Here is a 25178-nt window from a genome sequence, read left to right as displayed (position 1 = left end):
CAGCAACAAAGCACCATAGGTGCAAATGAGCTAATCAAACACTTTATTGGAGAGTTTGATCCTGGCTCAGGACGAACGCTGGCGGCGTGCCTAATACATGCAAGTCGAGCGAATCTGAGGGAGCTTGCTCCCAAAGATTAGCGGCGGACGGGTGAGTAACACGTGGGCAACCTGCCTGTAAGACTGGGATAACTCCGGGAAACCGGGGCTAATACCGGATAATATCTATTTATACATATAATTAGATTGAAAGATGGTTCTGCTATCACTTACAGATGGGCCCGCGGCGCATTAGCTAGTTGGTGAGGTAACGGCTCACCAAGGCGACGATGCGTAGCCGACCTGAGAGGGTGATCGGCCACACTGGGACTGAGACACGGCCCAGACTCCTACGGGAGGCAGCAGTAGGGAATCTTCCGCAATGGACGAAAGTCTGACGGAGCAACGCCGCGTGAGTGATGAAGGTTTTCGGATCGTAAAACTCTGTTGTTAGGGAAGAACAAGTATCGGAGTAACTGCCGGTACCTTGACGGTACCTAACCAGAAAGCCACGGCTAACTACGTGCCAGCAGCCGCGGTAATACGTAGGTGGCAAGCGTTGTCCGGAATTATTGGGCGTAAAGCGCGCGCAGGCGGTTCTTTAAGTCTGATGTGAAAGCCCACGGCTCAACCGTGGAGGGTCATTGGAAACTGGGGAACTTGAGTGCAGAAGAGGAAAGTGGAATTCCAAGTGTAGCGGTGAAATGCGTAGAGATTTGGAGGAACACCAGTGGCGAAGGCGACTTTCTGGTCTGTAACTGACGCTGAGGCGCGAAAGCGTGGGGAGCAAACAGGATTAGATACCCTGGTAGTCCACGCCGTAAACGATGAGTGCTAAGTGTTAGAGGGTTTCCGCCCTTTAGTGCTGCAGCAAACGCATTAAGCACTCCGCCTGGGGAGTACGACCGCAAGGTTGAAACTCAAAGGAATTGACGGGGGCCCGCACAAGCGGTGGAGCATGTGGTTTAATTCGAAGCAACGCGAAGAACCTTACCAGGTCTTGACATCCTCTGACAATCCTAGAGATAGGACTTTCCCCTTCGGGGGACAGAGTGACAGGTGGTGCATGGTTGTCGTCAGCTCGTGTCGTGAGATGTTGGGTTAAGTCCCGCAACGAGCGCAACCCTTGATCTTAGTTGCCAGCATTCAGTTGGGCACTCTAAGGTGACTGCCGGTGACAAACCGGAGGAAGGTGGGGATGACGTCAAATCATCATGCCCCTTATGACCTGGGCTACACACGTGCTACAATGGATGGTACAAAGGGCTGCAAGACCGCGAGGTTTAGCCAATCCCATAAAACCATTCTCAGTTCGGATTGTAGGCTGCAACTCGCCTACATGAAGCCGGAATCGCTAGTAATCGCGGATCAGCATGCCGCGGTGAATACGTTCCCGGGCCTTGTACACACCGCCCGTCACACCACGAGAGTTTGTAACACCCGAAGTCGGTGGGGTAACCTTTTGGAGCCAGCCGCCTAAGGTGGGACAGATGATTGGGGTGAAGTCGTAACAAGGTAGCCGTATCGGAAGGTGCGGCTGGATCACCTCCTTTCTAAGGAATATACGGAATTAACTTGATGTTAGACTGTTCGTTCAGTTTTGAGAGTGCAATCTCTTTGATATGATTAAATACTTTACCGTGAAGTTATGTGGGCCTATAGCTCAGCTGGTTAGAGCGCACGCCTGATAAGCGTGAGGTCGATGGTTCGAGTCCATTTAGGCCCACCATTTTAACTTTTATACGGGGCCTTAGCTCAGCTGGGAGAGCGCCTGCTTTGCACGCAGGAGGTCAGCGGTTCGATCCCGCTAGGCTCCACCAACAAATCGTTCTTTGAAAACTAGATAATGTAATGAAGAAGATTACCGAGTAATCGCCACCTTAGTTATTTTCTCTCTATATAATAGAGTAGAGATACTAAACTTTTTTAAAAAACACAACCGTGAGGGAAGCGAAAGCAACCCAAACATATGGTTAAGTTAATAAGGGCGCACGGTGAATGCCTTGGCACTAGGAGCCGATGAAGGACGGGACTAACACCGATATGCTTCGGGGAGCTGTAAGTAAGCTTTGATCCGGAGATTTCCGAATGGGGAAACCCCCTATCCGTTATGGGATAGGATCCATACCTGAATACATAGGGTATGGAAGGCAGACCCGGGGAACTGAAACATCTAAGTACCCGGAGGAAGAGAAAGCAAACGCGATTCCCTGAGTAGCGGCGAGCGAAACGGGATTAGCCCAAACCAAGAGGCTTGCCTCTTGGGGTTGTAGGACATTCTATACGGAGTTACAAAGGAACGAGATAGACGAAGAGGTCTGGAAAGGCCCGCCATAGGAGGTAAAAGCCCTGTAGTTGAAACTTCGTTCCCTCCAGAGTGGATCCTGAGTACGGCGGGACACGAGAAATCCCGTCGGAAGCAGGGAGGACCATCTCCCAAGGCTAAATACTCCCTAGTGACCGATAGTGAACCAGTACCGTGAGGGAAAGGTGAAAAGCACCCCGGAAGGGGAGTGAAAGAGATCCTGAAACCGTGTGCCTACAAGTAGTTAGAGCCCGTTAATGGGTGATAGCGTGCCTTTTGTAGAATGAACCGGCGAGTTACGATTACATGCGAGGTTAAGTTGGACAGACGGAGCCGTAGCGAAAGCGAGTCTGAATAGGGCGAATGAGTATGTGGTCGTAGACCCGAAACCAGGTGATCTACCCATGTCCAGGGTGAAGTCCAGGTAACACTGGATGGAGGCCCGAACCCACGTACGTTGAAAAGTGCGGGGATGAGGTGTGGGTAGCGGAGAAATTCCAATCGAACTTGGAGATAGCTGGTTCTCTCCGAAATAGCTTTAGGGCTAGCCTCATGCGTAAGAATCTTGGAGGTAGAGCACTGTTTGGACTAGGGGCCCTCATCGGGTTACCGAATTCAGACAAACTCCGAATGCCAAAGATTTATCCATGGGAGTCAGACTGCGAGTGATAAGATCCGTAGTCAAGAGGGAAACAGCCCAGACCACCAGCTAAGGTCCCAAAGTATACGTTAAGTGGAAAAGGATGTGGAGTTGCTTAGACAACCAGGATGTTGGCTTAGAAGCAGCCACCATTTAAAGAGTGCGTAATAGCTCACTGGTCGAGTGACTCCGCGCCGAAAATGTACCGGGGCTAAACGTATCACCGAAGCTGTGGATTGAACATCGTTGATGTTCAGTGGTAGGAGAGCGTTCTAAGGGCGTTGAAGCTAGACCGTAAGGACTGGTGGAGCGCTTAGAAGTGAGAATGCCGGTATGAGTAGCGAAAGATGGGTGAGAATCCCATCCACCGAATGCCTAAGGTTTCCTGAGGAAGGCTCGTCCGCTCAGGGTTAGTCGGGACCTAAGCCGAGGCTGAAAAGCGTAGGCGATGGACAACAGGTTGATATTCCTGTACCACCGTATTCTGTTTGAGTGATGGGGGGACGCAGGAGGATAGGGTAAGCGCACGATTGGATGTGCGTCTAAGCAGTTAGAGGGACCATGAGGCAAATCCCATGGTCACATACCTTGAGCTGTGATAGCGAGGGAAATTTAGTACCGAAGTTCTTGATTCCACACTGCCAAGAAAAGCCTCTAGCGAGGAATAAGGTGCCCGTACCGCAAACCGACACAGGTAGGCGAGGAGAGAATCCTAAGGTGAGCGAGAGAACTCTCGTTAAGGAACTCGGCAAAATGACCCCGTAACTTCGGGAGAAGGGGTGCTCATTAGGGTGTTAAAGCCTTGATGAGCCGCAGTGAATAGGCCCAGGCGACTGTTTAGCAAAAACACAGGTCTCTGCGAAGCCGCAAGGCGAAGTATAGGGGCTGACGCCTGCCCGGTGCTGGAAGGTTAAGAGGAGAGGTTAGCTCACGCGAAGCTTTGAATCGAAGCCCCAGTAAACGGCGGCCGTAACTATAACGGTCCTAAGGTAGCGAAATTCCTTGTCGGGTAAGTTCCGACCCGCACGAAAGGCGTAACGATCTGGGCACTGTCTCAACGAGAGACTCGGTGAAATTATAGTACCTGTGAAGATGCAGGTTACCCGCGACAGGACGGAAAGACCCCGTGGAGCTTTACTGTAGCCTGATATTGAATTTTGGTACAGCTTGTACAGGATAGGTAGGAGCCTTAGAAGCCGGAGCGCTAGCTTCGGTGGAGGCGTCGGTGGGATACTACCCTGGCTGTATTGAAATTCTAACCCACATCCCTTATCGGGATGGGAGACAGTGTCAGGTGGGCAGTTTGACTGGGGCGGTCGCCTCCTAAAGAGTAACGGAGGCGCCCAAAGGTTCCCTCAGAATGGTTGGAAATCATTCGTAGAGTGTAAAGGCACAAGGGAGCTTGACTGCGAGACCTACAAGTCGAGCAGGGACGAAAGTCGGGCTTAGTGATCCGGTGGTTCCGCATGGAAGGGCCATCGCTCAACGGATAAAAGCTACCCCGGGGATAACAGGCTTATCTCCCCCAAGAGTCCACATCGACGGGGAGGTTTGGCACCTCGATGTCGGCTCATCGCATCCTGGGGCTGTAGTCGGTCCCAAGGGTTGGGCTGTTCGCCCATTAAAGCGGTACGCGAGCTGGGTTCAGAACGTCGTGAGACAGTTCGGTCCCTATCCGTCGTGGGCGCAGGAAATTTGAGAGGAGCTGTCCTTAGTACGAGAGGACCGGGATGGACGCACCGCTGGTGTACCAGTTGTCTTGCCAAAGGCATCGCTGGGTAGCTATGTGCGGAAGGGATAAGTGCTGAAAGCATCTAAGCATGAAGCCCCCCTCGAGATGAGATTTCCCATAGCGCAAGCTAGTAAGATCCCTGAAAGATGATCAGGTTGATAGGTTAGAGGTGGAAGTGTGGCGACACATGCAGCTGACTAATACTAATCGATCGAGGACTTAACCAAACAGGCGATTACTCAATAAATATCTTCTTCAACATTACCTAGTTTTGAGGGAACGATTCCCTTACAATTTCATAGTCCGGTGGCGATAGCGAGAAGGTCACACCCGTTCCCATACCGAACACGGAAGTTAAGCTTCTCAGCGCCGATGGTAGTTAGGGGCTGTCCCCTTGTGAGAGTAGGACGTTGCCGGGCAAGATAAAAGAGCACATCATTTGTATGTGCTCTTTTTTGTGATTATTATTTTTTTGTGTTTTTTATTTCCAATGTAAATCTTCTATTATCTCTTTTTATTTCCTTGGCAATGAAAATTTCTTGAATCAAGAAAATTATAAATGAGAAATGGGCTTTTCTGTTCTGTCAAATCGAGGAACTGATGGATAAATGGATAATCATTATTTGTCATTAACTTAATGCATTCATTCCACCATTCTGTTTCATATCTGGCAATCATGCTTAAATTATAGAGTACTAAGTAATGGGAAAATAATTCTGGATAATCATTTAATGGACTTCTTTCGATAGGTAATGAATAATTTTTATTTACAATATTATATTTGAAATATCGATTGATCTCTTTGTTTTGAGGGAATTTTATATGTTCCTTCGTATAGAGAATATCTGTTCCATCCACTTGAAGTTTTTCGGAAAGAAAAGTAGAAAATCTCGATTCAGTCATATGATAATGATTAAGAATGGTTATTGGGACAAAGAAGTCATCTTTTTCTTTTTTTATATCAATAAATGTTTGTTCTTTTTGGATAGATTGAAACATTATTTCCATCTCTGGGATTTGTCTCAATAAATCAACCATATAAAATTTGTCCCCTTCTAGATGTTTCATATGGAACATTTTTTCTGCCATATATGGAAATAAGCCACTCTTTTGTAGTTTCACTTCATCTTTTAAAAAGAGGTATTGCTGCTTTTTCTTTTTTCTTGTCGAAACTCCATGAGCCAGTACGGAGGTCGTATCTGGATAAAGAGGGTCAATAGTTAAAATACAAGCTTTTATTAGATGAACTAGGCCGTAGAAATAGAGAATAGGTTTAATGATTAACGGGGCAGCGGCGGCTTGTTCATAGTAAACCTTACCGTGTTCAATGTAATATATAAACGGATAAGTATTTTCAAAACTCTTTTGTGATGCTTGTTCAATTCCTTCGTTTTGATAACTTTTTTCTAAAAATGCTTTGGTTGTTTCTGTTGAAAAAAAGGGTAAATATGATTGCCAATTGTGGTAAGAATGTTTCAAAATATACAACCTCCAAATAATCTGAAAAATCCAACTTATAGCAGTGTCCTTGACAGTATTTTGTCCAATTGATAACCTACTAATAATATTTTCATGTTCAGGAGGTCAAAAAAATGTGGGAAACTAAATTTGAAAAAGAAGGTTTAACTTTTGATGATGTACTGCTTGTCCCTGCTAAATCTGAGGTATTGCCGAAAGATGTCGATTTGTCGGTGAGACTGTCTGAAAAGGTAAAGTTGAATGTTCCAATTATCAGTGCTGGTATGGATACAGTAACTGAAGCTGAAATGGCTATTGCAATGGCACGCCAGGGTGGATTAGGTATTATTCACAAAAACATGTCCATTGAGCAACAGGCAGATTTAGTTGATAAAGTAAAACGCTCTGAGAGTGGCGTTATTTCTGATCCGTTTTTCCTTACTCCCGAACAACAAGTGTATGATGCTGAACATTTAATGGGCAAATATCGTATATCAGGTGTTCCAATTGTAAATAATCTTGACGAACAAAAACTTGTTGGTATTATTACAAACCGTGACCTTCGTTTCATTCAAGATTTCTCTATTAAGATCTCTGATGTAATGACGAAAGAAAACCTAGTAACTGCTTCAGTTGGTACAACGCTACAAGAAGCAGAAAAAATTCTGCAAAAGTATAAAATTGAGAAATTACCTCTTGTTGATGATAATGGTGTTTTAAAAGGACTTATCACTATTAAAGATATTGAAAAAGTCATTGAGTTCCCTAACTCAGCGAAAGATGCACAAGGCCGTTTACTTGCTGGTGCAGCAATCGGTATAACAAAAGATACATTGAAAAGATTAGAGTTACTTGTTAAAGCTCAAGTTGATGTAGTAGTAGTCGATACGGCTCACGGCCACTCAGCGGGTGTTATTAATACAGTAAAAGAAATTAAAGACAAATACCCTGACCTGACGGTTGTAGCAGGTAATGTAGCTACTGCTGAAGGTACACGTGCATTGTTTGAAGCTGGAGCTGATGTTGTAAAGGTAGGTATTGGACCTGGATCTATTTGTACAACTCGTGTGGTAGCAGGTGTTGGCGTGCCACAAATTACAGCGGTATATGATTGTGCAACAGAAGCACGTAAACATGGTAAAGCGATTATCGCTGATGGTGGGATTAAATATTCAGGAGATATCGTGAAAGCATTAGCTTCTGGTGGACATGCAGTTATGCTAGGAAGTATGTTAGCTGGTGTATCTGAAAGTCCAGGTGAAACAGAAATTTTCCAAGGACGTCAATTTAAAGTCTATCGTGGGATGGGATCCGTTACTTCTATGGAAAAAGGATCAAAAGATCGTTACTTCCAAGAAGATAATAAGAAATTCGTTCCAGAAGGCATTGAAGGACGTATTCCATTTAAAGGTTCATTAGCAGATACAATTTATCAGTTAGTTGGTGGCGTTCGCTCTGGTATGGGTTACTGCGGGGCAGCAAATTTAGAATTCTTAAGAGAAAATGCACAGTTTATCCGTATGACAGGTGCTGGTCTTAAAGAAAGTCACCCACATGATATCCAAATTACGAAAGAAGCACCAAATTATTCATTATAATTTTTTTAAGAAAGTAAGAGGGCAGGTCCTCTTACTTTTTTGCTTGGAAAGAGATCAGACTTTCGTCATTGTTAGCAAAATGCACAGTGTTTTCTCAGGCGGATTGACCTAAGGAATAGAGAAAGAAAAGGGATGTTCATGAAAACGCCAAGATTAGGAAAAGGTTGTTTGTATCCATGAAGGACATCTTATGATAAAATAACAAAAGCTGAAAAAAAAGTTGGAGGGCTTTGGAATTGAGAAGAAAAGGATATCGTAAAGTTGTTGCAAGTTTCTTGGTGTTGATTATGGTGTTAGGCATTCTTCCAAATGTACATAAAGCAAGTGCAAAAGAAGATATACTTAATATTAATGCAGATGCAGCTATTCTAGTAGATGCAGAAACAGGTAGGGTTTTATACGGGAAAAACATTGATAAGGTGCTTGGTATTGCAAGTATGTCAAAAATGATGACCGAGTATCTTTTATTAGAAGCTATTGATGAAGGTCGAGTATCATGGGATCAAGAGTATGCTGTAAGTGAGTACGTTTGGAAAGTGTCTCATGACACAGCGCTTTCGAATGTTCCTCTTAGAAGAGATGGGACATACAGCATTAAGGAATTATTTGAAGCAATGACTATTTATTCCGCAAATGGAGCAACAATTGCCATTGCTGAGACAATTGCAGGTTCTGAAAAGAACTTTGTGCAAATGATGAATGAAAAAGCAGAGGAATTAGGGTTAGAAGATTATAAATTCGTCAATTCTTCTGGTTTAAATAACAAGGATTTAAAAGGTTACCATTCGACAGGTAATGAAGATGAAGAAAATGTGATGTCTGCTAGAGCAACAGCTAAACTAGCGACAACGCTCCTCACGGATTTTCCTCAAGTTTTAGAAACAGCGAGCATTCCTAGAAAAACATTTAGAGAAGGCACTGAAGATAAAATTGATATGGAAAATTGGAACTGGATGTTACCTGAACTGGTCTACGGCTATGAAGGTGTAGATGGGTTAAAGACAGGAACAACTGATTTTGCTGGTTCTTCTTTTACAGGAACAGCTGAACGTGATGGAAAAAGATATGTAACAGTTGTTATGAATGCAAAGGGTGGCGGCGATTCTGGCTATAATCAAGCTAGATTCGACGAAACAAAGAAAATGTTTGATTACGCGTTCTCTAATTTTGATAAAAAAGAGATCGTTCCTGCTGGCTATCAAGTGAAAGATAAAGAAAAGCTTGCCGTTGAAAAAGGGAAAGAAAATGCAGTAACGATTGAATCAAAAGAGGCTATTACATTAACTGTTAAAAATGGTGAAGAAGAGAATTATCAACCAAAGCTTGTGATCAATGAAGATTTATTAAATGATCAAGGTCAATTAACAGCTCCTGTAAAAAAAGGTGATGTTGTTGGTTATTTAACGGTTGAAGATAAAGATGGTAATGCGATTGAATTTTTAAATGCTAACCAAACAAGAGTTGATGTCATCGCTTCTGAATCGGTTGAAAAAGCGAACTGGTTCGTTTTATCTATGCGTGGTGTTGGTGGATTCTTTGGAGATGTTTGGGATAGTGTTGCATCTACTGTTAAAGGTTGGTTTTCTTGAATAATGTAGTTGCATTTGGCTTATAATTATAGTAAATTATGTATTACTAATAAGTTGAATAAAAGAAAGCATAAAGAAGGAAGTAGTATCAAGTACACTTTTGCCATAGAGAGCTGGTGGTTGGTGCAAACCAGACAAAAGCACTTGAGAATCCATCCTTTGCGTAGAGCTTGGAACGCACTTTTTGTAAGTAAAAGCTCTCGGGTAAACCTCGTTAAAGATTTAAAGTGAAAAGTATGGACTATACTTTTAACTAGGGTGGCAACGCGGGTAACTCTCGTCCCTTTATAGGGGACGGGAGTTTTTTGTTTTCACAAATTTGAATATGGAGGGAAAGGCTATGTTAGATATCAAATATTTAAGAGCTAATTTTGCTGAAGTAAAGGAAAAACTAGAAAAACACCGTGGGGAAGATATTTCCGATCTTGAGAAGTTTGAGGATTTGGATGTAAAACGCCGAGAATTACTTGTAAAAACGGAAGAGCTCAAAAGCAAAAGAAATGAAGTATCACAGCAAGTGGCTGTTTTGAAACGAGAGAAAAAAGATGCGGACCAATTAATTGCTGAAATGAGGCAGGTTGGCGACCAAATTAAGGATTTAGACCATGAGTTACGCGAAGTAGAAGCTGAATTAGAGCTTATCTTACTCAGTATTCCAAACATCCCACATGAAAGTGTACCCGTTGGTGAGACAGAGGATGACAATGTCTTAGCTTGGCAATGGGGAGAAGTAAAGGGATTTGATTTTGAATTTAAACCGCATTGGGATATAGCGACTGAGCTTGGTATTTTAGATTTTGAACGGGCAGGAAAAGTAACTGGCAGTCGTTTTGTATTTTATAAAGGGTTAGGTGCTAGATTAGAGCGCGCATTGTATAACTTTATGTTGGATCTCCATACAGAAGAACATGGATACGAAGAAGTGCTACCACCATATATGGTTAATCGTGCAAGTATGACCGGTACAGGACAATTACCAAAATTTGAAGAGGATGCTTTTCTAATTGAGAGTGAGGATTATTTCCTTATTCCAACGGCAGAGGTACCAATCACGAATATGCATCGCGATGAAATTTTAAGTGCTGAGCAATTACCAATTAATTATGCCGCATTTAGTGCGTGCTTCCGTTCTGAAGCTGGATCAGCTGGCCGTGATACGAGAGGTCTTATTCGTCAGCATCAGTTTAATAAGGTTGAGCTTGTGAAGTTTGTTAAACCAGAAGACTCTTATAACGAGTTGGAGAAATTAACGAAAAATGCAGAGAAGGTTTTACAACTGCTTGGTTTACCTTATCGCGTCATGAGTATGTGCACTGCTGATTTAGGATTCACAGCTGCGAAGAAGTACGATATTGAAGTATGGATGCCTAGCTACGATAATTATCGAGAAATTTCTTCTTGTAGTAACTTTGAAGCTTTCCAAGCAAGACGTGCAAATATCCGCTTCCGTCGTGATACTAAAGGCAAGCCGGAGAATGTTCATACATTAAATGGCTCTGGGTTAGCAGTGGGACGTACAGTCGCTGCGATATTAGAAAATTATCAACAAGCTGATGGTAGTGTGGTTATTCCAGAAGTACTTCGTCCTTATATGGGGAATAAAGAAGTGATAAATCCAGCAAAATAAGTAAGGTGATAGGGTCTGTTTTTTAAGGACAGATCCTATTTTTAAAATTCTCACATGCTTGTTTGAGAATTTATGCAAAAAATCTATTGACTTCTATTTCAATAGATGATATATTATTTCTTGTCGAAACGGAGGAATACCCAAGTCCGGCTGAAGGGATCGGTCTTGAAAACCGACAGGGGTGTTAAAGCCCGCGGGGGTTCGAATCCCTCTTCCTCCGCCATTATAACTTTTAACATGCGCATAATTAATTGGAGATATGGAGTCGCTACTTTATAGTAGCGGCTTTTTTTATTTTTAAGCAAAAATCAGCCTGTACCATTTAAGTACAGGCAAATATTTTATATTGTTTGTTTTAATGTGTGGCCGACTTTTTCGAGTACTTGATCGATGTCTGATGGATTAGAGACAAGGTCATATTCATTAATATTTAACCGTAAAATAGGACATGCACTAAATTGATCAATCCAGGTTTCGTAGCGCTCGTGCATCTCTTTCCAATAGTCAATGGAGGTTTGTTGTTCCATTGGACGCCCTCGTTCTTTAATGCGCGCCAGTATATCTTCTAGGGAGCCCTCTAAATAAATTAAAATATCAGGGTGTGGGAAATAGGGTGTCATAACCATCGCCTCGAAAAGGCTTGTATAGGTTTCATAATCAACTGGTGACATTGTTCCTTTTTCATAATGCATTTTAGCAAAAATGCCGGTATCTTCATAAATAGATCGATCTTGAATGAATCCTCCACCATATTCGAACATCCGTTTTTGTTCTTTAAATCTTTCAGCAAGAAAATAAATCTGTAAATGAAAGCTCCATCTTTCAAAGTCGGCATAAAACTTGTCTAAATAAGGATTTGTGTCCACTTTTTCAAAAGAAGTGCGGAAGTTAAGTGCTTCTGCTAAATAATTGGTCATTGTTGATTTTCCGACACCAACCGTTCCTGCTACAGTGATAATTGCGTTATTTGGTATGCCGTAGTTATTTCTATTCATGCTTTTGTGCTCCTTGTTTGTATACTCGTTGTTACCATATCAATAATGTATTGCAGGTCATTCTTATTATGAACAAAGTCCAATTGATCACCATCAAGGTGAAGGATAGGGATATCCGGATGTTGTTTTTCAAATGCCTGCATTTTAAGATCGTAATCAATGGATAATTGTTCAAGATAGAGAGGACTTATATTTTTTTCTATTTCGCGTCCACGCTTTTCAATTCTTTTTAGTAAAGTATCTAAGCTTGCCCGCAAATAAATAATGATATTTGGTCTCGGCATATCATCCGTTAAAATATGATAGATTTGCTCATATTTTTCATATTCAGGTGCTTCAAGAGATTTACTAGCAAAAATCAAGTTTTTAAAAATATGATAATCAGCTACGACAGGCATATCATTCAAAATATAACGGTCTTTTATATCCTTCAGCTGTTTATATCGATTACATAAGAAAAACATTTCGGTTTGAAAACTCCACTCATCGATATTCTCATAAAACTTTCCGAGAAATGGATTTTCATCGACGATTTCCTTTAATAGATGGTAGTTAAAATGGGTGGAAAGGGCTGTGGCTAGCGTGGTCTTGCCTACGCCAATCGGCCCTTCCACTGTAATAAAAGGTACTTGATTCATCTATTTGTCTCCCCCTAAGCTAACATAACTTCCATTTTAACACAGGTCAGACCTCTATGAAGAATGAAAAAATAGACAGGAGATTAAAATAGATTTACCGTTTTACGACATTAAAATTTTCATCAATGAGGAGCCAGTTTTGTGGAAAGTCTAGACCAAGTTTCCAGTAGCTTACTCCTCTTAGCTTTAACTCTTTCAATAAATCAAATTTCGCTTGAATGGATCGGGCATCTTCAAACCAAACCTCATGTCTTTTTCCTTCGTTGTCTGTGTATAAAAAGAAGGGTGCTTGTGCTTCTTGATCATATTGAATGGCCACATTATTTTCTAGGGCAATTTGTATAGCTTGTTGTGGACTAATAGCACGTGCGATCGTTCCTTGAACAAAAGGAAGCGTCCAATCATAGCCGTATAAATTTTGCCCCATCATAATTTTCTCAGGCGGGATTTCTGTTATTGCATATTCAAGGACATCTCTCACGGGTCCGATAGGTGAAACGGCCATAGCAGGTCCTCCACTATATCCCCATTCATATGTCATGATGATGACAAAGTCGACAATTTCGCCATGTGCTTTATAATCGTGTCCTTCATACCATTTCCCTTTTTGATCTGCGCTAGTTTTAGGAGCAAGGGCAGTTGATATGAGCCAGCCTTCTTGGTGGAAGCGATCACGTGCTTTTATTAGGAATTGGTTATAAGCTTCTTTATCTTCTGGTCGAATGAATTCAAAATCAAAATGGATATCTTTGAAGTTGTATTTTTTTGCTGTTGCAACAATATTGTTGAGGAATGTGTTTTGAATGTCTTGATCGTTGAGTAGTATGCTTGCTAGCTCATCACTAAATTGTGCGTTTTCTTGATTAGATATGACCATCATGAGGACATTTTGATTTTGTTCAGCAATAGCAGGTAATTCATCTAAAGGCGGCTCTTGCAACGAACCATCTCTTAGCGCTTGAAAGTTAAATGGTGCTAAATAAGTAAGATGGGGTGCTGCACTTCTTGAAGCTTCTATTAAGTTTTCCGAGACGGTGTCTCCTCTAGGCTCAACATAGGCGTTTATTTCGGCAGATGTTTTTGGACGCTCGGGAATGTATAAGCGTAGACCAACCCTTAATGGGTTTGTTTGTGAGATTTGATTGATATTTACAAGCTCTTCCACCGTGAGGCCGTATCGTTGTGCAATTAAATAGAGTGTATCGCCAGGCTGTACCCAATAAAAGCTACCAATGATTGGAATAACAAGCGTTTGACCGACCACAAGTTGATTAGGATTCTGTAATTCATTAGCATCGATTAAATCTTGTATGGTTGTGCTATAGGCCATCGCTATACCACTTAACGAATCATTCTGTCTTACCACATGTATTTGCAAGTAAAACCCTCCCTAAATGTTTCAGTATAGATCAAATACAGGCATTCAAAATTTAATGATTTAATTACACTATAAATAACTTATGAAGGGAGTGGGCAATACATGATACATTCATGGCAAAGGGTCGATATTTGCTTTCAACACATCTTTCATCATAATTAAGGCGTTTTCGTTATCGTGGTCATCATTAGAAGCAATACAGTTAGCGGGTATATGTAATTTATACTCTCTCATATAAGCATCGTTTGCAGAGAAAAGCACACAAATGTTTCCTGCCAAACCAACCATTATTAGCTTATCGATGGCTAATTGATTTAAGAGTGTATTAAGTGCAGTACCGTAGAATGCAGAATGTTTCGGTTTGATTAGAAAGTAATCGTCACTTGATGGTTTTATTGTTTGGATAATTGGTGAACTTATGGGATTGTTGCAGTAGGCCATTATCTTTTCAATATCAGCTTTCCAGAGCTGATAATGGTCATTGATATAAATTACCGGTAACTTGTGTTGGTGAAATTGGTTTCTAATAAGATTAATGCTTGTGGTCATTTTTAAAGCTTTTTTAGCCAGTACTTCGCCATGTTTAAATTGAAAATCATTAATCATGTCAATAATAATTAATGCCGTTTGCTTCTCGGTTATTAAATTCAATGAAAATCAACCCCTTTTAATTAGAAAAGATATAAGGATTTCAAACGTTACCTGTTGAGATAAAAGGTAGGCTTTTACTTTTTTTTATTGTTTGTAAAAGCAAAGAGAATTACACTGAAAGAAACGCTATGGTATTTAAAGGAATGAAGTAAATGAGTATAGATGAACAATTTATGTTAGAAGCGATAAAAGAGGCAGAAAAGGCAAGAGAGATTAATGAGGTTCCAATTGGTGCTGTCATTGTATTAGATGGACAAATAATTGCCCGTGGGTATAATTTACGGGAAACAGCACAAAAAGCGACTGCGCATGCAGAATTACTTGCGATAGAAGAAGCATGTGAGAAGCTCGGTACATGGCGATTAGAGGACACAACCCTTTATGTTACACTCGAGCCTTGTCCGATGTGCGCGGGTTCTATTGTTCTTTCACGAGTGAAACGGGTGGTTTACGGAGCGACTGATCCAAAAGGTGGATGTTGCGGGACATTAATGAATTTGTTAGATGATTCAAGGTTTAATCATCAATGTGAGGTGGTTGCTGGAGTAATGGGTGAAGCATGTGGGGAACTGTTATCCACGTTTTTTTCACAATTACGAGCTAGAAAAAAGGCTGAAAAGAAGCTTTTAAAAGAACAAAAGAAGCAAGAGGAATGTTAGGCATTGCAATTTTAATTTAAAAACAGTATACTGAATATGCGTCGAAATGACGCAACTTAAATATTGGTATCAATTTTGCCGTGCTAGGTGGGAAGGTAGCGGTGTCCTGTACTCGCAATCCGCTCTAGCGAGACTGAATTCCTATTCTGAGGCTGATGTCCTGTAGGGTCTGCCTTTAGTAAGTGGTGTTGACGCTTGGGTCCTGCGCAATGGGAACCCATGAACCATGTCAGGTCCGGAAGGAAGCAGCATTAAGTGGACTCTCTCATGTGCCGCAGGGTTGCCTGAGCTGAGCTAACTGCTAAAGTAACGCTTATGGGCGTCAGTCGAAGATAGGTGCACGGCAGTTATATACATATAATTATAAAACTCATTCTTCAAGAATGAGTTTTTTGTTTTTTTCCTATCCTTTTTTGTAAAATAGAAAATAGATACGTTATAATAAATACGACACTAAAAGAAGGGGGCGTGCCAATTGAGTTATCAAGCATTGTATCGTGTATGGCGCCCACAAACATTTCTTGATGTAGTAGGGCAAGAGCATGTAACAAAAACATTGCAAAACGCCCTGCTTCAGGAAAAAATTTCGCATGCTTATCTTTTTACTGGACCAAGAGGAACCGGTAAAACGAGTGCGGCGAAAATTTTAGCTAAGGCCGTAAACTGTGAAAGAGCACCAATTAATGAGCCATGTAATGAATGTGATGCGTGCAAAGGGATTACTGATGGCTCCATACCTGATGTCATTGAGATTGATGCCGCATCTAATAATGGTGTAGAAGAGATTAGAGATATAAGAGATAAAGTGAAATATGCACCAAGTGCGGTTAAGTATAAAGTTTATATTGTTGATGAGGTGCATATGTTGTCAATGGGAGCATTCAATGCGCTCTTAAAAACATTAGAAGAACCACCCCAGCATGTTATTTTTATATTAGCAACGACAGAGCCGCATAAGATTCCACTAACAATCATTTCTAGATGTCAGCGCTTTGATTTTAAAAGAATTACTGCGACTTCGATTGTGAATCGTATGCAAATGATTATAGATGAAAGTGGTGTTCATTGTGATACCCAAGCACTACAAATTATAGCCAGAGCTGCTGAGGGTGGTATGCGTGATGCCTTGAGTTTATTGGATCAAGCAATTTCATTTAGTGATGAGAGTGTAACAGTTGATGATGCTCTAGCTGTTACAGGTGCTGTTTCCCAAGGTTTTCTTAATCAGTTAGCAACAGCTATCGTTGATCATGATGCAGCTAACGGCTTAGAAATATTAGGCGAACTTCTTTTTCAAGGGAAAGATCCTGCACGATTTGTAGAAGATTTTATTCTTTATTATAGAGATATGCTATTATATAAAGCAGCACCTAATCTTGAAGAATCGATGGAAAGAGTTCTTTTAGAAGAAACATTCATAGAGTTAGCAGAAAAGGTGTCACAAGAACAAATTTATCATTTGATCGAACACTTAAATAAAACCCAGCAAGAGATGCGCTGGACGAATCATCCAAGAATTTTTTTAGAAGTAGCAATTGTGAAACTTTGTCAGCAAGAACAAATTAAAGGGCAAAGTGCAGAAGATGTTCAACCATTAATTACACGGATTGATCAATTAGAAAAAGAGTTATCACAAATAAAAGCGCAAGGTGTTAAAGTATCAGAGGAATCAGTAGCACCTCAAGCAAAAAAGCCACAGCGTGTTTCTAAAAAAGGATATCAAGCGCCTGTAGGCCGAATAAATGAGGTGTTGAAGCAGGCAACAAAACAGGACTTAATGATGGTTAAAAGTCATTGGGGTGAAATGTTAGAACGCCTCGTACACAATCAAATGCGCTCACAAGCAGCATTATTAAACGAGGCAGAGCCTGTTGCTGCATCTGATCAAGTTTTTATTATAAAATTCAAATATGAAATTCATTGTCAAATGGCGATGGAGAATCATAAATTTATTGAAACTCTAACGCAATCTTTGTTTGAACTAAGCGGAAAGAGGTTTCAGGTCTTAGGTTTACCAGATGAACAATGGCAGTCCATTCGCCAATCATTTCTTCAGTATCAAAAGGCGAATGGAGATGATACGGCAGAGGATATGGGAAATGAGGAAGAAGATCCTGTTGTATCTGAGGCAATGAAATTATTTGGGGAAGATCTTATTGAAATTAAAGATTAAATAAATATTAGGAGGTAAGAAATTATGCGTGGTATGGGTAATATGCAAAATATGATGAAGCAAATGCAAAAAATGCAAAAGAAAATGGCGCAAGCGCAAGAAGAATTAGGGGAAGAAAGAATTGAAGGAACAGCTGGCGGTGGCATGGTAACTGTCATTGTTTCTGGTCATAAAGAAGTTTTAGAAGTAAATATTAAAGAGGAAGTTGTTGATCCTGAAGATATCGAAATGCTTCAAGATTTAGTTTTAGCAGCAACAAATGATGCAATTAAAAAATGTGATGAATTAACAAATAATACAATGGGGCAATTCACAAAAGGTATGAACTTGCCTGGGATGTTTTAATACGGATAAACGAAAAGAAGCGCCGCTGGTTTTCCTGAGCGGCGTTTTTTAAAGCATTCACTATCAGACTAAGAGTCAAAGAGAAGAGTTATATGAGAAAGAGTTTGTTGTTAAACGTCTCTCGGTCAAATGCTCTCGTCTTTGATGAAAGAGGGGGAGACAGCTATGCATTATCCTGAACCGATATCAAAACTGATTGATAGTTTTATGAAGCTTCCAGGAATCGGACCGAAAACAGCCGCTCGGTTGGCCTTTTTTGTATTAAGTATGAAAGAAGACACTGTACTAGATTTTGCTAAGGCATTAGTGAATGCGAAGAGAAATCTATCTTATTGTTCTGTGTGTGGCCATATAACAGATCAGGATCCTTGTTATATATGTGAAGACCAAAGAAGAGATCGATCAGTCATATGTGTTGTGCAAGACCCTAAAGACGTTATTGCCATGGAAAAAATGAAGGAATTTAATGGTTTGTACCATGTTTTGCACGGTGCTATTTCACCAATGGATGGGATCGGCCCAGAAGATATTAATATTCCCGATTTGTTAAAACGATTACAGGATGAAACCGTCCAAGAAGTCATCTTGGCAACCAATCCTAATATTGAGGGCGAGGCAACAGCAATGTATATTTCTCGTCTCATTAAACCTTCTGGTATTAAGGCGAGCCGCATAGCTCACGGATTACCAGTAGGAGGAGACCTTGAATATGCTGATGAAGTAACACTTTCAAAAGCTTTAGAGGGAAGAAGAGAAGTATAGTGAGAGGTGTATGCGATGTTCTTTCGTAAAAAAGGATGGCTTCGTAAGGAATATGATGAGAAGTTATTAGATCAGTTAAAAGAATTAAAAGATGAATGGAAGAATCAAAAATCTTTAATTGAAAAAAGTTTTGATCCTTCAGCGGAAGCAATTAGTGAAGCTAAGCTTGCTGAGGCAAAATACTTTTATCTGTTCAAGGAAGCAAAAAAAAGAAACGTTAGTGTTCGATATTAATTTTTATACCTCCTCAAGGTCTTTTTTTAGGTGCTTGTTCATACATTGGTTGTACAAGTTTCCTTAAATAGAGGGGGTTTTTTATTTGGAGCCAGTTTGGATTATCTCAGGGTTAGGTATTCTCATTCTCTTTCTATTAGTAGCGGGTGCCTCTTTTCGACCAATTAAGTGGATTGGACAAGGCCTTATAAAAATAATCATTGGTGCACTCTTATTATTTGTACTAAATACAGTAGGAAATCAATTTGGCATTCATTTGCCTATTAATATAGCTACTGTAGCCATTAGTGGGATATTAGGTGTGCCGGGTATATGCGCGCTAGTGGCAATCGAAATGTATGTCATATAAGAGTCAAAGTATAATGGGATAGGTAATCAGTTACGTATTTCTAGTAACTGATTTTTTCTTTTAAAATATTGTTGACATATTAATATAATGCTGATACTATATTAAGAGTCGTCACAACGACACAACATCCTTTAAAACTTTAAAGAAAAAAACTTTTAAAAAAGCATTGACATATAATGCGTAGGATGATATATTAATAAAGTCGCTTCTGAAGCGAATGAGATTGTTCTTTGAAAACTGAACGAACATAAAACGTCAAGCGTAATTCTAAAAAAAGCTGATTTATCAGCAACAAAGCACCATAGGTGCAAATGAGCTAATCAAACACTTTATTGGAGAGTTTGATCCTGGCTCAGGACGAACGCTGGCGGCGTGCCTAATACATGCAAGTCGAGCGAATCTGAGGGAGCTTGCTCCCAAAGATTAGCGGCGGACGGGTGAGTAACACGTGGGCAACCTGCCTGTAAGACTGGGATAACTCCGGGAAACCGGGGCTAATACCGGATAATATCTATTTATACATATAATTAGATTGAAAGATGGTTCTGCTATCACTTACAGATGGGCCCGCGGCGCATTAGCTAGTTGGTGAGGTAACGGCTCACCAAGGCGACGATGCGTAGCCGACCTGAGAGGGTGATCGGCCACACTGGGACTGAGACACGGCCCAGACTCCTACGGGAGGCAGCAGTAGGGAATCTTCCGCAATGGACGAAAGTCTGACGGAGCAACGCCGCGTGAGTGATGAAGGTTTTCGGATCGTAAAACTCTGTTGTTAGGGAAGAACAAGTACCGGAGTAACTGCCGGTACCTTGACGGTACCTAACCAGAAAGCCACGGCTAACTACGTGCCAGCAGCCGCGGTAATACGTAGGTGGCAAGCGTTGTCCGGAATTATTGGGCGTAAAGCGCGCGCAGGCGGTTCCTTAAGTCTGATGTGAAAGCCCACGGCTCAACCGTGGAGGGTCATTGGAAACTGGGGAACTTGAGTGCAGAAGAGGAAAGTGGAATTCCAAGTGTAGCGGTGAAATGCGTAGAGATTTGGAGGAACACCAGTGGCGAAGGCGACTTTCTGGTCTGTAACTGACGCTGAGGCGCGAAAGCGTGGGGAGCAAACAGGATTAGATACCCTGGTAGTCCACGCCGTAAACGATGAGTGCTAAGTGTTAGAGGGTTTCCGCCCTTTAGTGCTGCAGCAAACGCATTAAGCACTCCGCCTGGGGAGTACGACCGCAAGGTTGAAACTCAAAGGAATTGACGGGGGCCCGCACAAGCGGTGGAGCATGTGGTTTAATTCGAAGCAACGCGAAGAACCTTACCAGGTCTTGACATCCTCTGACAATCCTAGAGATAGGACTTTCCCCTTCGGGGGACAGAGTGACAGGTGGTGCATGGTTGTCGTCAGCTCGTGTCGTGAGATGTTGGGTTAAGTCCCGCAACGAGCGCAACCCTTGATCTTAGTTGCCAGCATTCAGTTGGGCACTCTAAGGTGACTGCCGGTGACAAACCGGAGGAAGGTGGGGATGACGTCAAATCATCATGCCCCTTATGACCTGGGCTACACACGTGCTACAATGGATGGTACAAAGGGCTGCAAGACCGCGAGGTTTAGCCAATCCCATAAAACCATTCTCAGTTCGGATTGTAGGCTGCAACTCGCCTACATGAAGCCGGAATCGCTAGTAATCGCGGATCAGCATGCCGCGGTGAATACGTTCCCGGGCCTTGTACACACCGCCCGTCACACCACGAGAGTTTGTAACACCCGAAGTCGGTGGGGTAACCTTTTGGAGCCAGCCGCCTAAGGTGGGACAGATGATTGGGGTGAAGTCGTAACAAGGTAGCCGTATCGGAAGGTGCGGCTGGATCACCTCCTTTCTAAGGAATATACGGAATTTACTTGATGTTAGACTGTTCGTTCAGTTTTGAGAGTATAATCTCTCAATTCAATCGTTCTTTGAAAACTAGATAATGTAATGAAGAAGATTACCGAGTAATCGCCACCTTAGTTATTTTCTCTCTATATAATAGAGTAGAGATACTAAACTTTTTTAAAAAACACAACCGTGAGGGAAGCGAAAGCAACCCAAACATATGGTTAAGTTAATAAGGGCGCACGGTGAATGCCTTGGCACTAGGAGCCGATGAAGGACGGGACTAACACCGATATGCTTCGGGGAGCTGTAAGTAAGCTTTGATCCGGAGATTTCCGAATGGGGAAACCCCCTATCCGTTATGGGATAGGATCCATACCTGAATACATAGGGTATGGAAGGCAGACCCGGGGAACTGAAACATCTAAGTACCCGGAGGAAGAGAAAGCAAACGCGATTCCCTGAGTAGCGGCGAGCGAAACGGGATTAGCCCAAACCAAGAGGCTTGCCTCTTGGGGTTGTAGGACATTCTATACGGAGTTACAAAGGAACGAGATAGACGAAGAGGTCTGGAAAGGCCCGCCATAGGAGGTAAAAGCCCTGTAGTTGAAACTTCGTTCCCTCCAGAGTGGATCCTGAGTACGGCGGGACACGAGAAATCCCGTCGGAAGCAGGGAGGACCATCTCCCAAGGCTAAATACTCCCTAGTGACCGATAGTGAACCAGTACCGTGAGGGAAAGGTGAAAAGCACCCCGGAAGGGGAGTGAAAGAGATCCTGAAACCGTGTGCCTACAAGTAGTTAGAGCCCGTTAATGGGTGATAGCGTGCCTTTTGTAGAATGAACCGGCGAGTTACGATTACATGCGAGGTTAAGTTGGACAGACGGAGCCGTAGCGAAAGCGAGTCTGAATAGGGCGAATGAGTATGTGGTCGTAGACCCGAAACCAGGTGATCTACCCATGTCCAGGGTGAAGTCCAGGTAACACTGGATGGAGGCCCGAACCCACGTACGTTGAAAAGTGCGGGGATGAGGTGTGGGTAGCGGAGAAATTCCAATCGAACTTGGAGATAGCTGGTTCTCTCCGAAATAGCTTTAGGGCTAGCCTCATGCGTAAGAATCTTGGAGGTAGAGCACTGTTTGGACTAGGGGCCCTCATCGGGTTACCGAATTCAGACAAACTCCGAATGCCAAAGATTTATCCATGGGAGTCAGACTGCGAGTGATAAGATCCGTAGTCAAGAGGGAAACAGCCCAGACCACCAGCTAAGGTCCCAAAGTATACGTTAAGTGGAAAAGGATGTGGAGTTGCTTAGACAACCAGGATGTTGGCTTAGAAGCAGCCACCATTTAAAGAGTGCGTAATAGCTCACTGGTCGAGTGACTCCGCGCCGAAAATGTACCGGGGCTAAACGTATCACCGAAGCTGTGGATTGAACATCGTTGATGTTCAGTGGTAGGAGAGCGTTCTAAGGGCGTTGAAGCTAGACCGTAAGGACTGGTGGAGCGCTTAGAAGTGAGAATGCCGGTATGAGTAGCGAAAGATGGGTGAGAATCCCATCCACCGAATGCCTAAGGTTTCCTGAGGAAGGCTCGTCCGCTCAGGGTTAGTCGGGACCTAAGCCGAGGCTGAAAAGCGTAGGCGATGGACAACAGGTTGATATTCCTGTACCACCGTATTCTGTTTGAGTGATGGGGGGACGCAGGAGGATAGGGTAAGCGCACGATTGGATGTGCGTCTAAGCAGTTAGAGGGACCATGAGGCAAATCCCATGGTCACATACCTTGAGCTGTGATAGCGAGGGAAATTTAGTACCGAAGTTCTTGATTCCACACTGCCAAGAAAAGCCTCTAGCGAGGAATAAGGTGCCCGTACCGCAAACCGACACAGGTAGGCGAGGAGAGAATCCTAAGGTGAGCGAGAGAACTCTCGTTAAGGAACTCGGCAAAATGACCCCGTAACTTCGGGAGAAGGGGTGCTCATTAGGGTGTTAAAGCCTTGATGAGCCGCAGTGAATAGGCCCAGGCGACTGTTTAGCAAAAACACAGGTCTCTGCGAAGCCGCAAGGCGAAGTATAGGGGCTGACGCCTGCCCGGTGCTGGAAGGTTAAGAGGAGAGGTTAGCTCACGCGAAGCTTTGAATCGAAGCCCCAGTAAACGGCGGCCGTAACTATAACGGTCCTAAGGTAGCGAAATTCCTTGTCGGGTAAGTTCCGACCCGCACGAAAGGCGTAACGATCTGGGCACTGTCTCAACGAGAGACTCGGTGAAATTATAGTACCTGTGAAGATGCAGGTTACCCGCGACAGGACGGAAAGACCCCGTGGAGCTTTACTGTAGCCTGATATTGAATTTTGGTACAGCTTGTACAGGATAGGTAGGAGCCTTAGAAGCCGGAGCGCTAGCTTCGGTGGAGGCGTCGGTGGGATACTACCCTGGCTGTATTGAAATTCTAACCCACATCCCTTATCGGGATGGGAGACAGTGTCAGGTGGGCAGTTTGACTGGGGCGGTCGCCTCCTAAAGAGTAACGGAGGCGCCCAAAGGTTCCCTCAGAATGGTTGGAAATCATTCGTAGAGTGTAAAGGCACAAGGGAGCTTGACTGCGAGACCTACAAGTCGAGCAGGGACGAAAGTCGGGCTTAGTGATCCGGTGGTTCCGCATGGAAGGGCCATCGCTCAACGGATAAAAGCTACCCCGGGGATAACAGGCTTATCTCCCCCAAGAGTCCACATCGACGGGGAGGTTTGGCACCTCGATGTCGGCTCATCGCATCCTGGGGCTGTAGTCGGTCCCAAGGGTTGGGCTGTTCGCCCATTAAAGCGGTACGCGAGCTGGGTTCAGAACGTCGTGAGACAGTTCGGTCCCTATCCGTCGTGGGCGCAGGAAATTTGAGAGGAGCTGTCCTTAGTACGAGAGGACCGGGATGGACGCACCGCTGGTGTACCAGTTGTCTTGCCAAAGGCATCGCTGGGTAGCTATGTGCGGAAGGGATAAGTGCTGAAAGCATCTAAGCATGAAGCCCCCCTCGAGATGAGATTTCCCATAGCGCAAGCTAGTAAGATCCCTGAAAGATGATCAGGTTGATAGGTTAGAGGTGGAAGTGTGGCGACACATGCAGCTGACTAATACTAATCGATCGAGGACTTAACCAAACAGGCGATTACTCAATAAATATCTTCTTCAACATTACCTAGTTTTGAGGGAACGATTCCCTTACAATTTCATAGTCCGGTGGCGATAGCGAGAAGGTCACACCCGTTCCCATACCGAACACGGAAGTTAAGCTTCTCAGCGCCGATGGTAGTTAGGGGCTGTCCCCTTGTGAGAGTAGGACGTTGCCGGGCAAGATAAAAGAGCACATCATTTGTATGTGCTCTTTTTTGTGTGTATATGAGTTAGTAAATATATGCTCCTAAAAAATAACAGTGAGAAAATAATAATATTAAATTGTTGAGTTTGAGGGTTTAATAGTAAATCAAAAAATGACTATGGTGTTTTGTATCAATACCACGACGATAATTGTTCCTTGTAGTAAGGCAAAGTGATATAAAAGATTTGGAAAATCAGCAATGATAGCAATGATTAGGAAACCTTATCTTAGTCAGAAAACTGTTGGCTTGTTTAGAGAGTCATTAAATGAACTTTCGTTAGTTCATCACATGTGAGTAAAGAAAAGAGCAAGAATGTAATTCGGACTTTTACGATCTCTTTATCTTTCAACAATTGTAGCTACAGATTCTTGAAGAAGTTGATTTATGCATAGTGCTCCGTATAATGAAAGCTACACTGTAGATAGTTTTCCAAAATAAAAAAACTCCCTAATATTTGTTAAAATAATAGAGAAGATCATAAGATAAGTATAGAAGCAAAAGGGAAATTAAGATAAAATTTCAGGTGTAGTGACTCTTTTTAATTGTTGGACATAATAATTATAATGAGGATCATCTGTTTCGGTATTCACGATTTGTTCCTCACACTGTATACAAATAAAAGAAGTATATAAGTGGATACCAGTAGATTGTGATTGTTCACAGATTACACATGTTTTTTCATTAAACGTTTTCACAATGTCACCTCCGTACATTCAATCATAGCCAATGATGATAAAATATATACAATATTTAGAATT

General features: G+C 42.5%; 15 protein-coding genes, 3 tRNA genes, 6 rRNA genes, 1 other RNA gene and 1 other annotated feature. Of the genes, 19 read left to right on the top strand and 6 right to left on the bottom strand.

What is annotated here, in order from left to right:
- Positions 1-43: 43 nt before the first annotated feature.
- The 5 genes from MKX29_RS09095 to rrf (MKX29_RS09075) all read left to right on the top strand — a co-directional run bounded on the left by MKX29_RS09095 (position 44) and on the right by rrf (MKX29_RS09075) (position 5135).
- A 16S ribosomal RNA gene (locus MKX29_RS09095) occupies positions 44-1592 on the top strand.
- Between the two features lie 99 nt (positions 1593-1691).
- Positions 1692-1768, top strand: a tRNA-Ile gene (locus MKX29_RS09090).
- A gap of 15 nt (positions 1769-1783) precedes the next feature.
- Positions 1784-1859 (top strand) — tRNA-Ala (locus MKX29_RS09085).
- Between the two features lie 151 nt (positions 1860-2010).
- Positions 2011-4943: ribosomal RNA gene (locus MKX29_RS09080) — 23S ribosomal RNA — on the top strand.
- 75 nt (positions 4944-5018) lie between these two features.
- Positions 5019-5135 (top strand): 5S ribosomal RNA (gene rrf, locus MKX29_RS09075).
- The 16S, 23S and 5S rRNA genes sit together here with 2 tRNA genes alongside, the layout of an rRNA operon.
- Before the next feature lie 85 nt (positions 5136-5220).
- On the opposite strand, the gene MKX29_RS09070 is transcribed toward rrf (MKX29_RS09075), so the two are convergent.
- Positions 5221-6195 (bottom strand): YaaC family protein, encoded by a 975-nt coding sequence (locus MKX29_RS09070; RefSeq protein ID WP_341105123.1) that lies wholly within the window; start codon positions 6193-6195, stop codon positions 5221-5223.
- Between the two features lie 113 nt (positions 6196-6308).
- Between MKX29_RS09070 and guaB the strand changes: the two genes are divergently transcribed.
- The 4 genes from guaB to MKX29_RS09050 all read left to right on the top strand — a co-directional run bounded on the left by guaB (position 6309) and on the right by MKX29_RS09050 (position 11211).
- Positions 6309-7772 (top strand): IMP dehydrogenase, encoded by a 1464-nt coding sequence (gene guaB, locus MKX29_RS09065; protein WP_341105121.1) that lies wholly within the window; start codon positions 6309-6311, stop codon positions 7770-7772.
- Between the two features lie 287 nt (positions 7773-8059).
- Entirely contained in the window at positions 8060-9361 is a 1302-nt protein-coding gene (locus tag MKX29_RS09060) for a D-alanyl-D-alanine carboxypeptidase family protein (RefSeq protein ID WP_251163655.1), read from the top strand.
- 62 nt (positions 9362-9423) lie between these two features.
- Positions 9424-9649, top strand: a binding site (T-box leader).
- Between the two features lie 52 nt (positions 9650-9701).
- Positions 9702-10988, top strand: coding sequence for a serine--tRNA ligase (gene serS / locus MKX29_RS09055; protein WP_095371319.1), 1287 nt, complete (start codon positions 9702-9704; stop codon positions 10986-10988).
- A 130-nt stretch (positions 10989-11118) separates the two neighbouring features.
- Positions 11119-11211, top strand: a tRNA-Ser gene (locus MKX29_RS09050).
- Positions 11212-11329: 118 nt separating this feature from the next.
- Here the strand turns inward: MKX29_RS09050 and MKX29_RS09045 are convergent.
- From MKX29_RS09045 to MKX29_RS09030, 4 genes are all read right to left on the bottom strand, one after another.
- A complete protein-coding gene (locus tag MKX29_RS09045; protein WP_095371318.1) occupies positions 11330-11983 on the bottom strand; it encodes a deoxynucleoside kinase in 654 nt (217 codons plus the stop codon).
- The gene (locus MKX29_RS09040) at positions 11980-12621 is read right to left on the bottom strand and encodes a deoxynucleoside kinase (protein WP_251163652.1); all 642 of its coding nucleotides are present in this window, start codon (positions 12619-12621) and stop codon (positions 11980-11982) included. The genes MKX29_RS09045 and MKX29_RS09040 overlap by 4 nt, the downstream gene beginning before the upstream one ends.
- A gap of 94 nt (positions 12622-12715) precedes the next feature.
- Entirely contained in the window at positions 12716-13999 is a 1284-nt protein-coding gene (locus MKX29_RS09035; RefSeq protein WP_224939300.1) for a glycoside hydrolase family 18 protein, read from the bottom strand.
- 111 nt (positions 14000-14110) lie between these two features.
- Positions 14111-14641: an isochorismatase family cysteine hydrolase gene (locus MKX29_RS09030; protein WP_224939306.1), complete on the bottom strand. Its 531-nt coding sequence runs from the start codon at positions 14639-14641 to the stop codon at positions 14111-14113.
- Positions 14642-14802: 161 nt separating this feature from the next.
- Between MKX29_RS09030 and tadA the strand changes: the two genes are divergently transcribed.
- The 10 genes from tadA to rrf (MKX29_RS08980) all read left to right on the top strand — a co-directional run bounded on the left by tadA (position 14803) and on the right by rrf (MKX29_RS08980) (position 24393).
- The gene (tadA, locus tag MKX29_RS09025) at positions 14803-15309 is read left to right on the top strand and encodes a tRNA adenosine(34) deaminase TadA (protein ID WP_251163653.1); all 507 of its coding nucleotides are present in this window, start codon (positions 14803-14805) and stop codon (positions 15307-15309) included.
- Positions 15310-15387: 78 nt separating this feature from the next.
- An RNA gene (ffs, locus tag MKX29_RS09020) (signal recognition particle sRNA large type) lies at positions 15388-15653 on the top strand.
- A gap of 131 nt (positions 15654-15784) precedes the next feature.
- Positions 15785-17482, top strand: a complete 1698-nt coding sequence (dnaX, locus tag MKX29_RS09015; RefSeq protein WP_251163654.1) for a DNA polymerase III subunit gamma/tau — start codon at positions 15785-15787, stop codon at positions 17480-17482.
- A 21-nt stretch (positions 17483-17503) separates the two neighbouring features.
- Entirely contained in the window at positions 17504-17827 is a 324-nt protein-coding gene (locus tag MKX29_RS09010) for a YbaB/EbfC family nucleoid-associated protein (RefSeq protein ID WP_373370968.1), read from the top strand.
- Positions 17828-17992: 165 nt separating this feature from the next.
- Positions 17993-18589 carry a recombination mediator RecR gene (gene recR, locus MKX29_RS09005; RefSeq protein WP_224939297.1) on the top strand — a complete coding sequence of 199 codons (597 nt, stop codon included), beginning with the start codon at positions 17993-17995 and terminating at the stop codon, positions 18587-18589.
- 15 nt (positions 18590-18604) lie between these two features.
- A complete protein-coding gene (locus tag MKX29_RS09000; protein ID WP_095371311.1) occupies positions 18605-18823 on the top strand; it encodes a YaaL family protein in 219 nt (72 codons plus the stop codon).
- 85 nt (positions 18824-18908) lie between these two features.
- A complete protein-coding gene (locus MKX29_RS08995; protein ID WP_224939296.1) occupies positions 18909-19172 on the top strand; it encodes a pro-sigmaK processing inhibitor BofA family protein in 264 nt (87 codons plus the stop codon).
- Between the two features lie 329 nt (positions 19173-19501).
- Positions 19502-21050: ribosomal RNA gene (locus tag MKX29_RS08990) — 16S ribosomal RNA — on the top strand.
- A 218-nt stretch (positions 21051-21268) separates the two neighbouring features.
- Positions 21269-24201: ribosomal RNA gene (locus tag MKX29_RS08985) — 23S ribosomal RNA — on the top strand.
- Between the two features lie 75 nt (positions 24202-24276).
- Positions 24277-24393 (top strand): 5S ribosomal RNA (rrf, locus tag MKX29_RS08980).
- 533 nt (positions 24394-24926) lie between these two features.
- Here the strand turns inward: rrf (MKX29_RS08980) and MKX29_RS08975 are convergent.
- The gene (locus MKX29_RS08975; protein WP_224939111.1) at positions 24927-25115 is read right to left on the bottom strand and encodes a sigma factor G inhibitor Gin; all 189 of its coding nucleotides are present in this window, start codon (positions 25113-25115) and stop codon (positions 24927-24929) included.
- Positions 25116-25178: the final 63 nt, after the last annotated feature.

Origin of the sequence: Cytobacillus sp. FSL R7-0696 (genome assembly GCF_038006865.1) — a bacterium.
Taxonomy (GTDB): Bacteria; Bacillota; Bacilli; order Bacillales; family Cytobacillaceae; genus Cytobacillus; species Cytobacillus kochii.
This window is presented reverse-complemented; position numbering and strand designations above follow the sequence as displayed.

Bases quoted from the DNA above. Each gene is read 5' to 3' on its own strand.
- MKX29_RS09040 (WP_251163652.1), bottom strand. From the start codon at position 12,621: ATGAATCAAGTACCTTTTATTACAGTGGAAGGGCCGATTGGCGTAGGC.
- recR (WP_224939297.1), top strand. From the start codon at position 17,993: ATGCATTATCCTGAACCGATATCAAAACTGATTGATAGTTTTATGAAG.
- serS (WP_095371319.1), top strand. From the start codon at position 9,702: ATGTTAGATATCAAATATTTAAGAGCTAATTTTGCTGAAGTAAAGGAA.
- MKX29_RS09045 (WP_095371318.1), bottom strand. From the start codon at position 11,983: ATGAATAGAAATAACTACGGCATACCAAATAACGCAATTATCACTGTA.
- guaB (WP_341105121.1), top strand. From the start codon at position 6,309: ATGTGGGAAACTAAATTTGAAAAAGAAGGTTTAACTTTTGATGATGTA.
- tadA (WP_251163653.1), top strand. From the start codon at position 14,803: ATGAGTATAGATGAACAATTTATGTTAGAAGCGATAAAAGAGGCAGAA.
- MKX29_RS09000 (WP_095371311.1), top strand. From the start codon at position 18,605: ATGTTCTTTCGTAAAAAAGGATGGCTTCGTAAGGAATATGATGAGAAG.
- MKX29_RS09060 (WP_251163655.1), top strand. From the start codon at position 8,060: ATGGTGTTAGGCATTCTTCCAAATGTACATAAAGCAAGTGCAAAAGAA.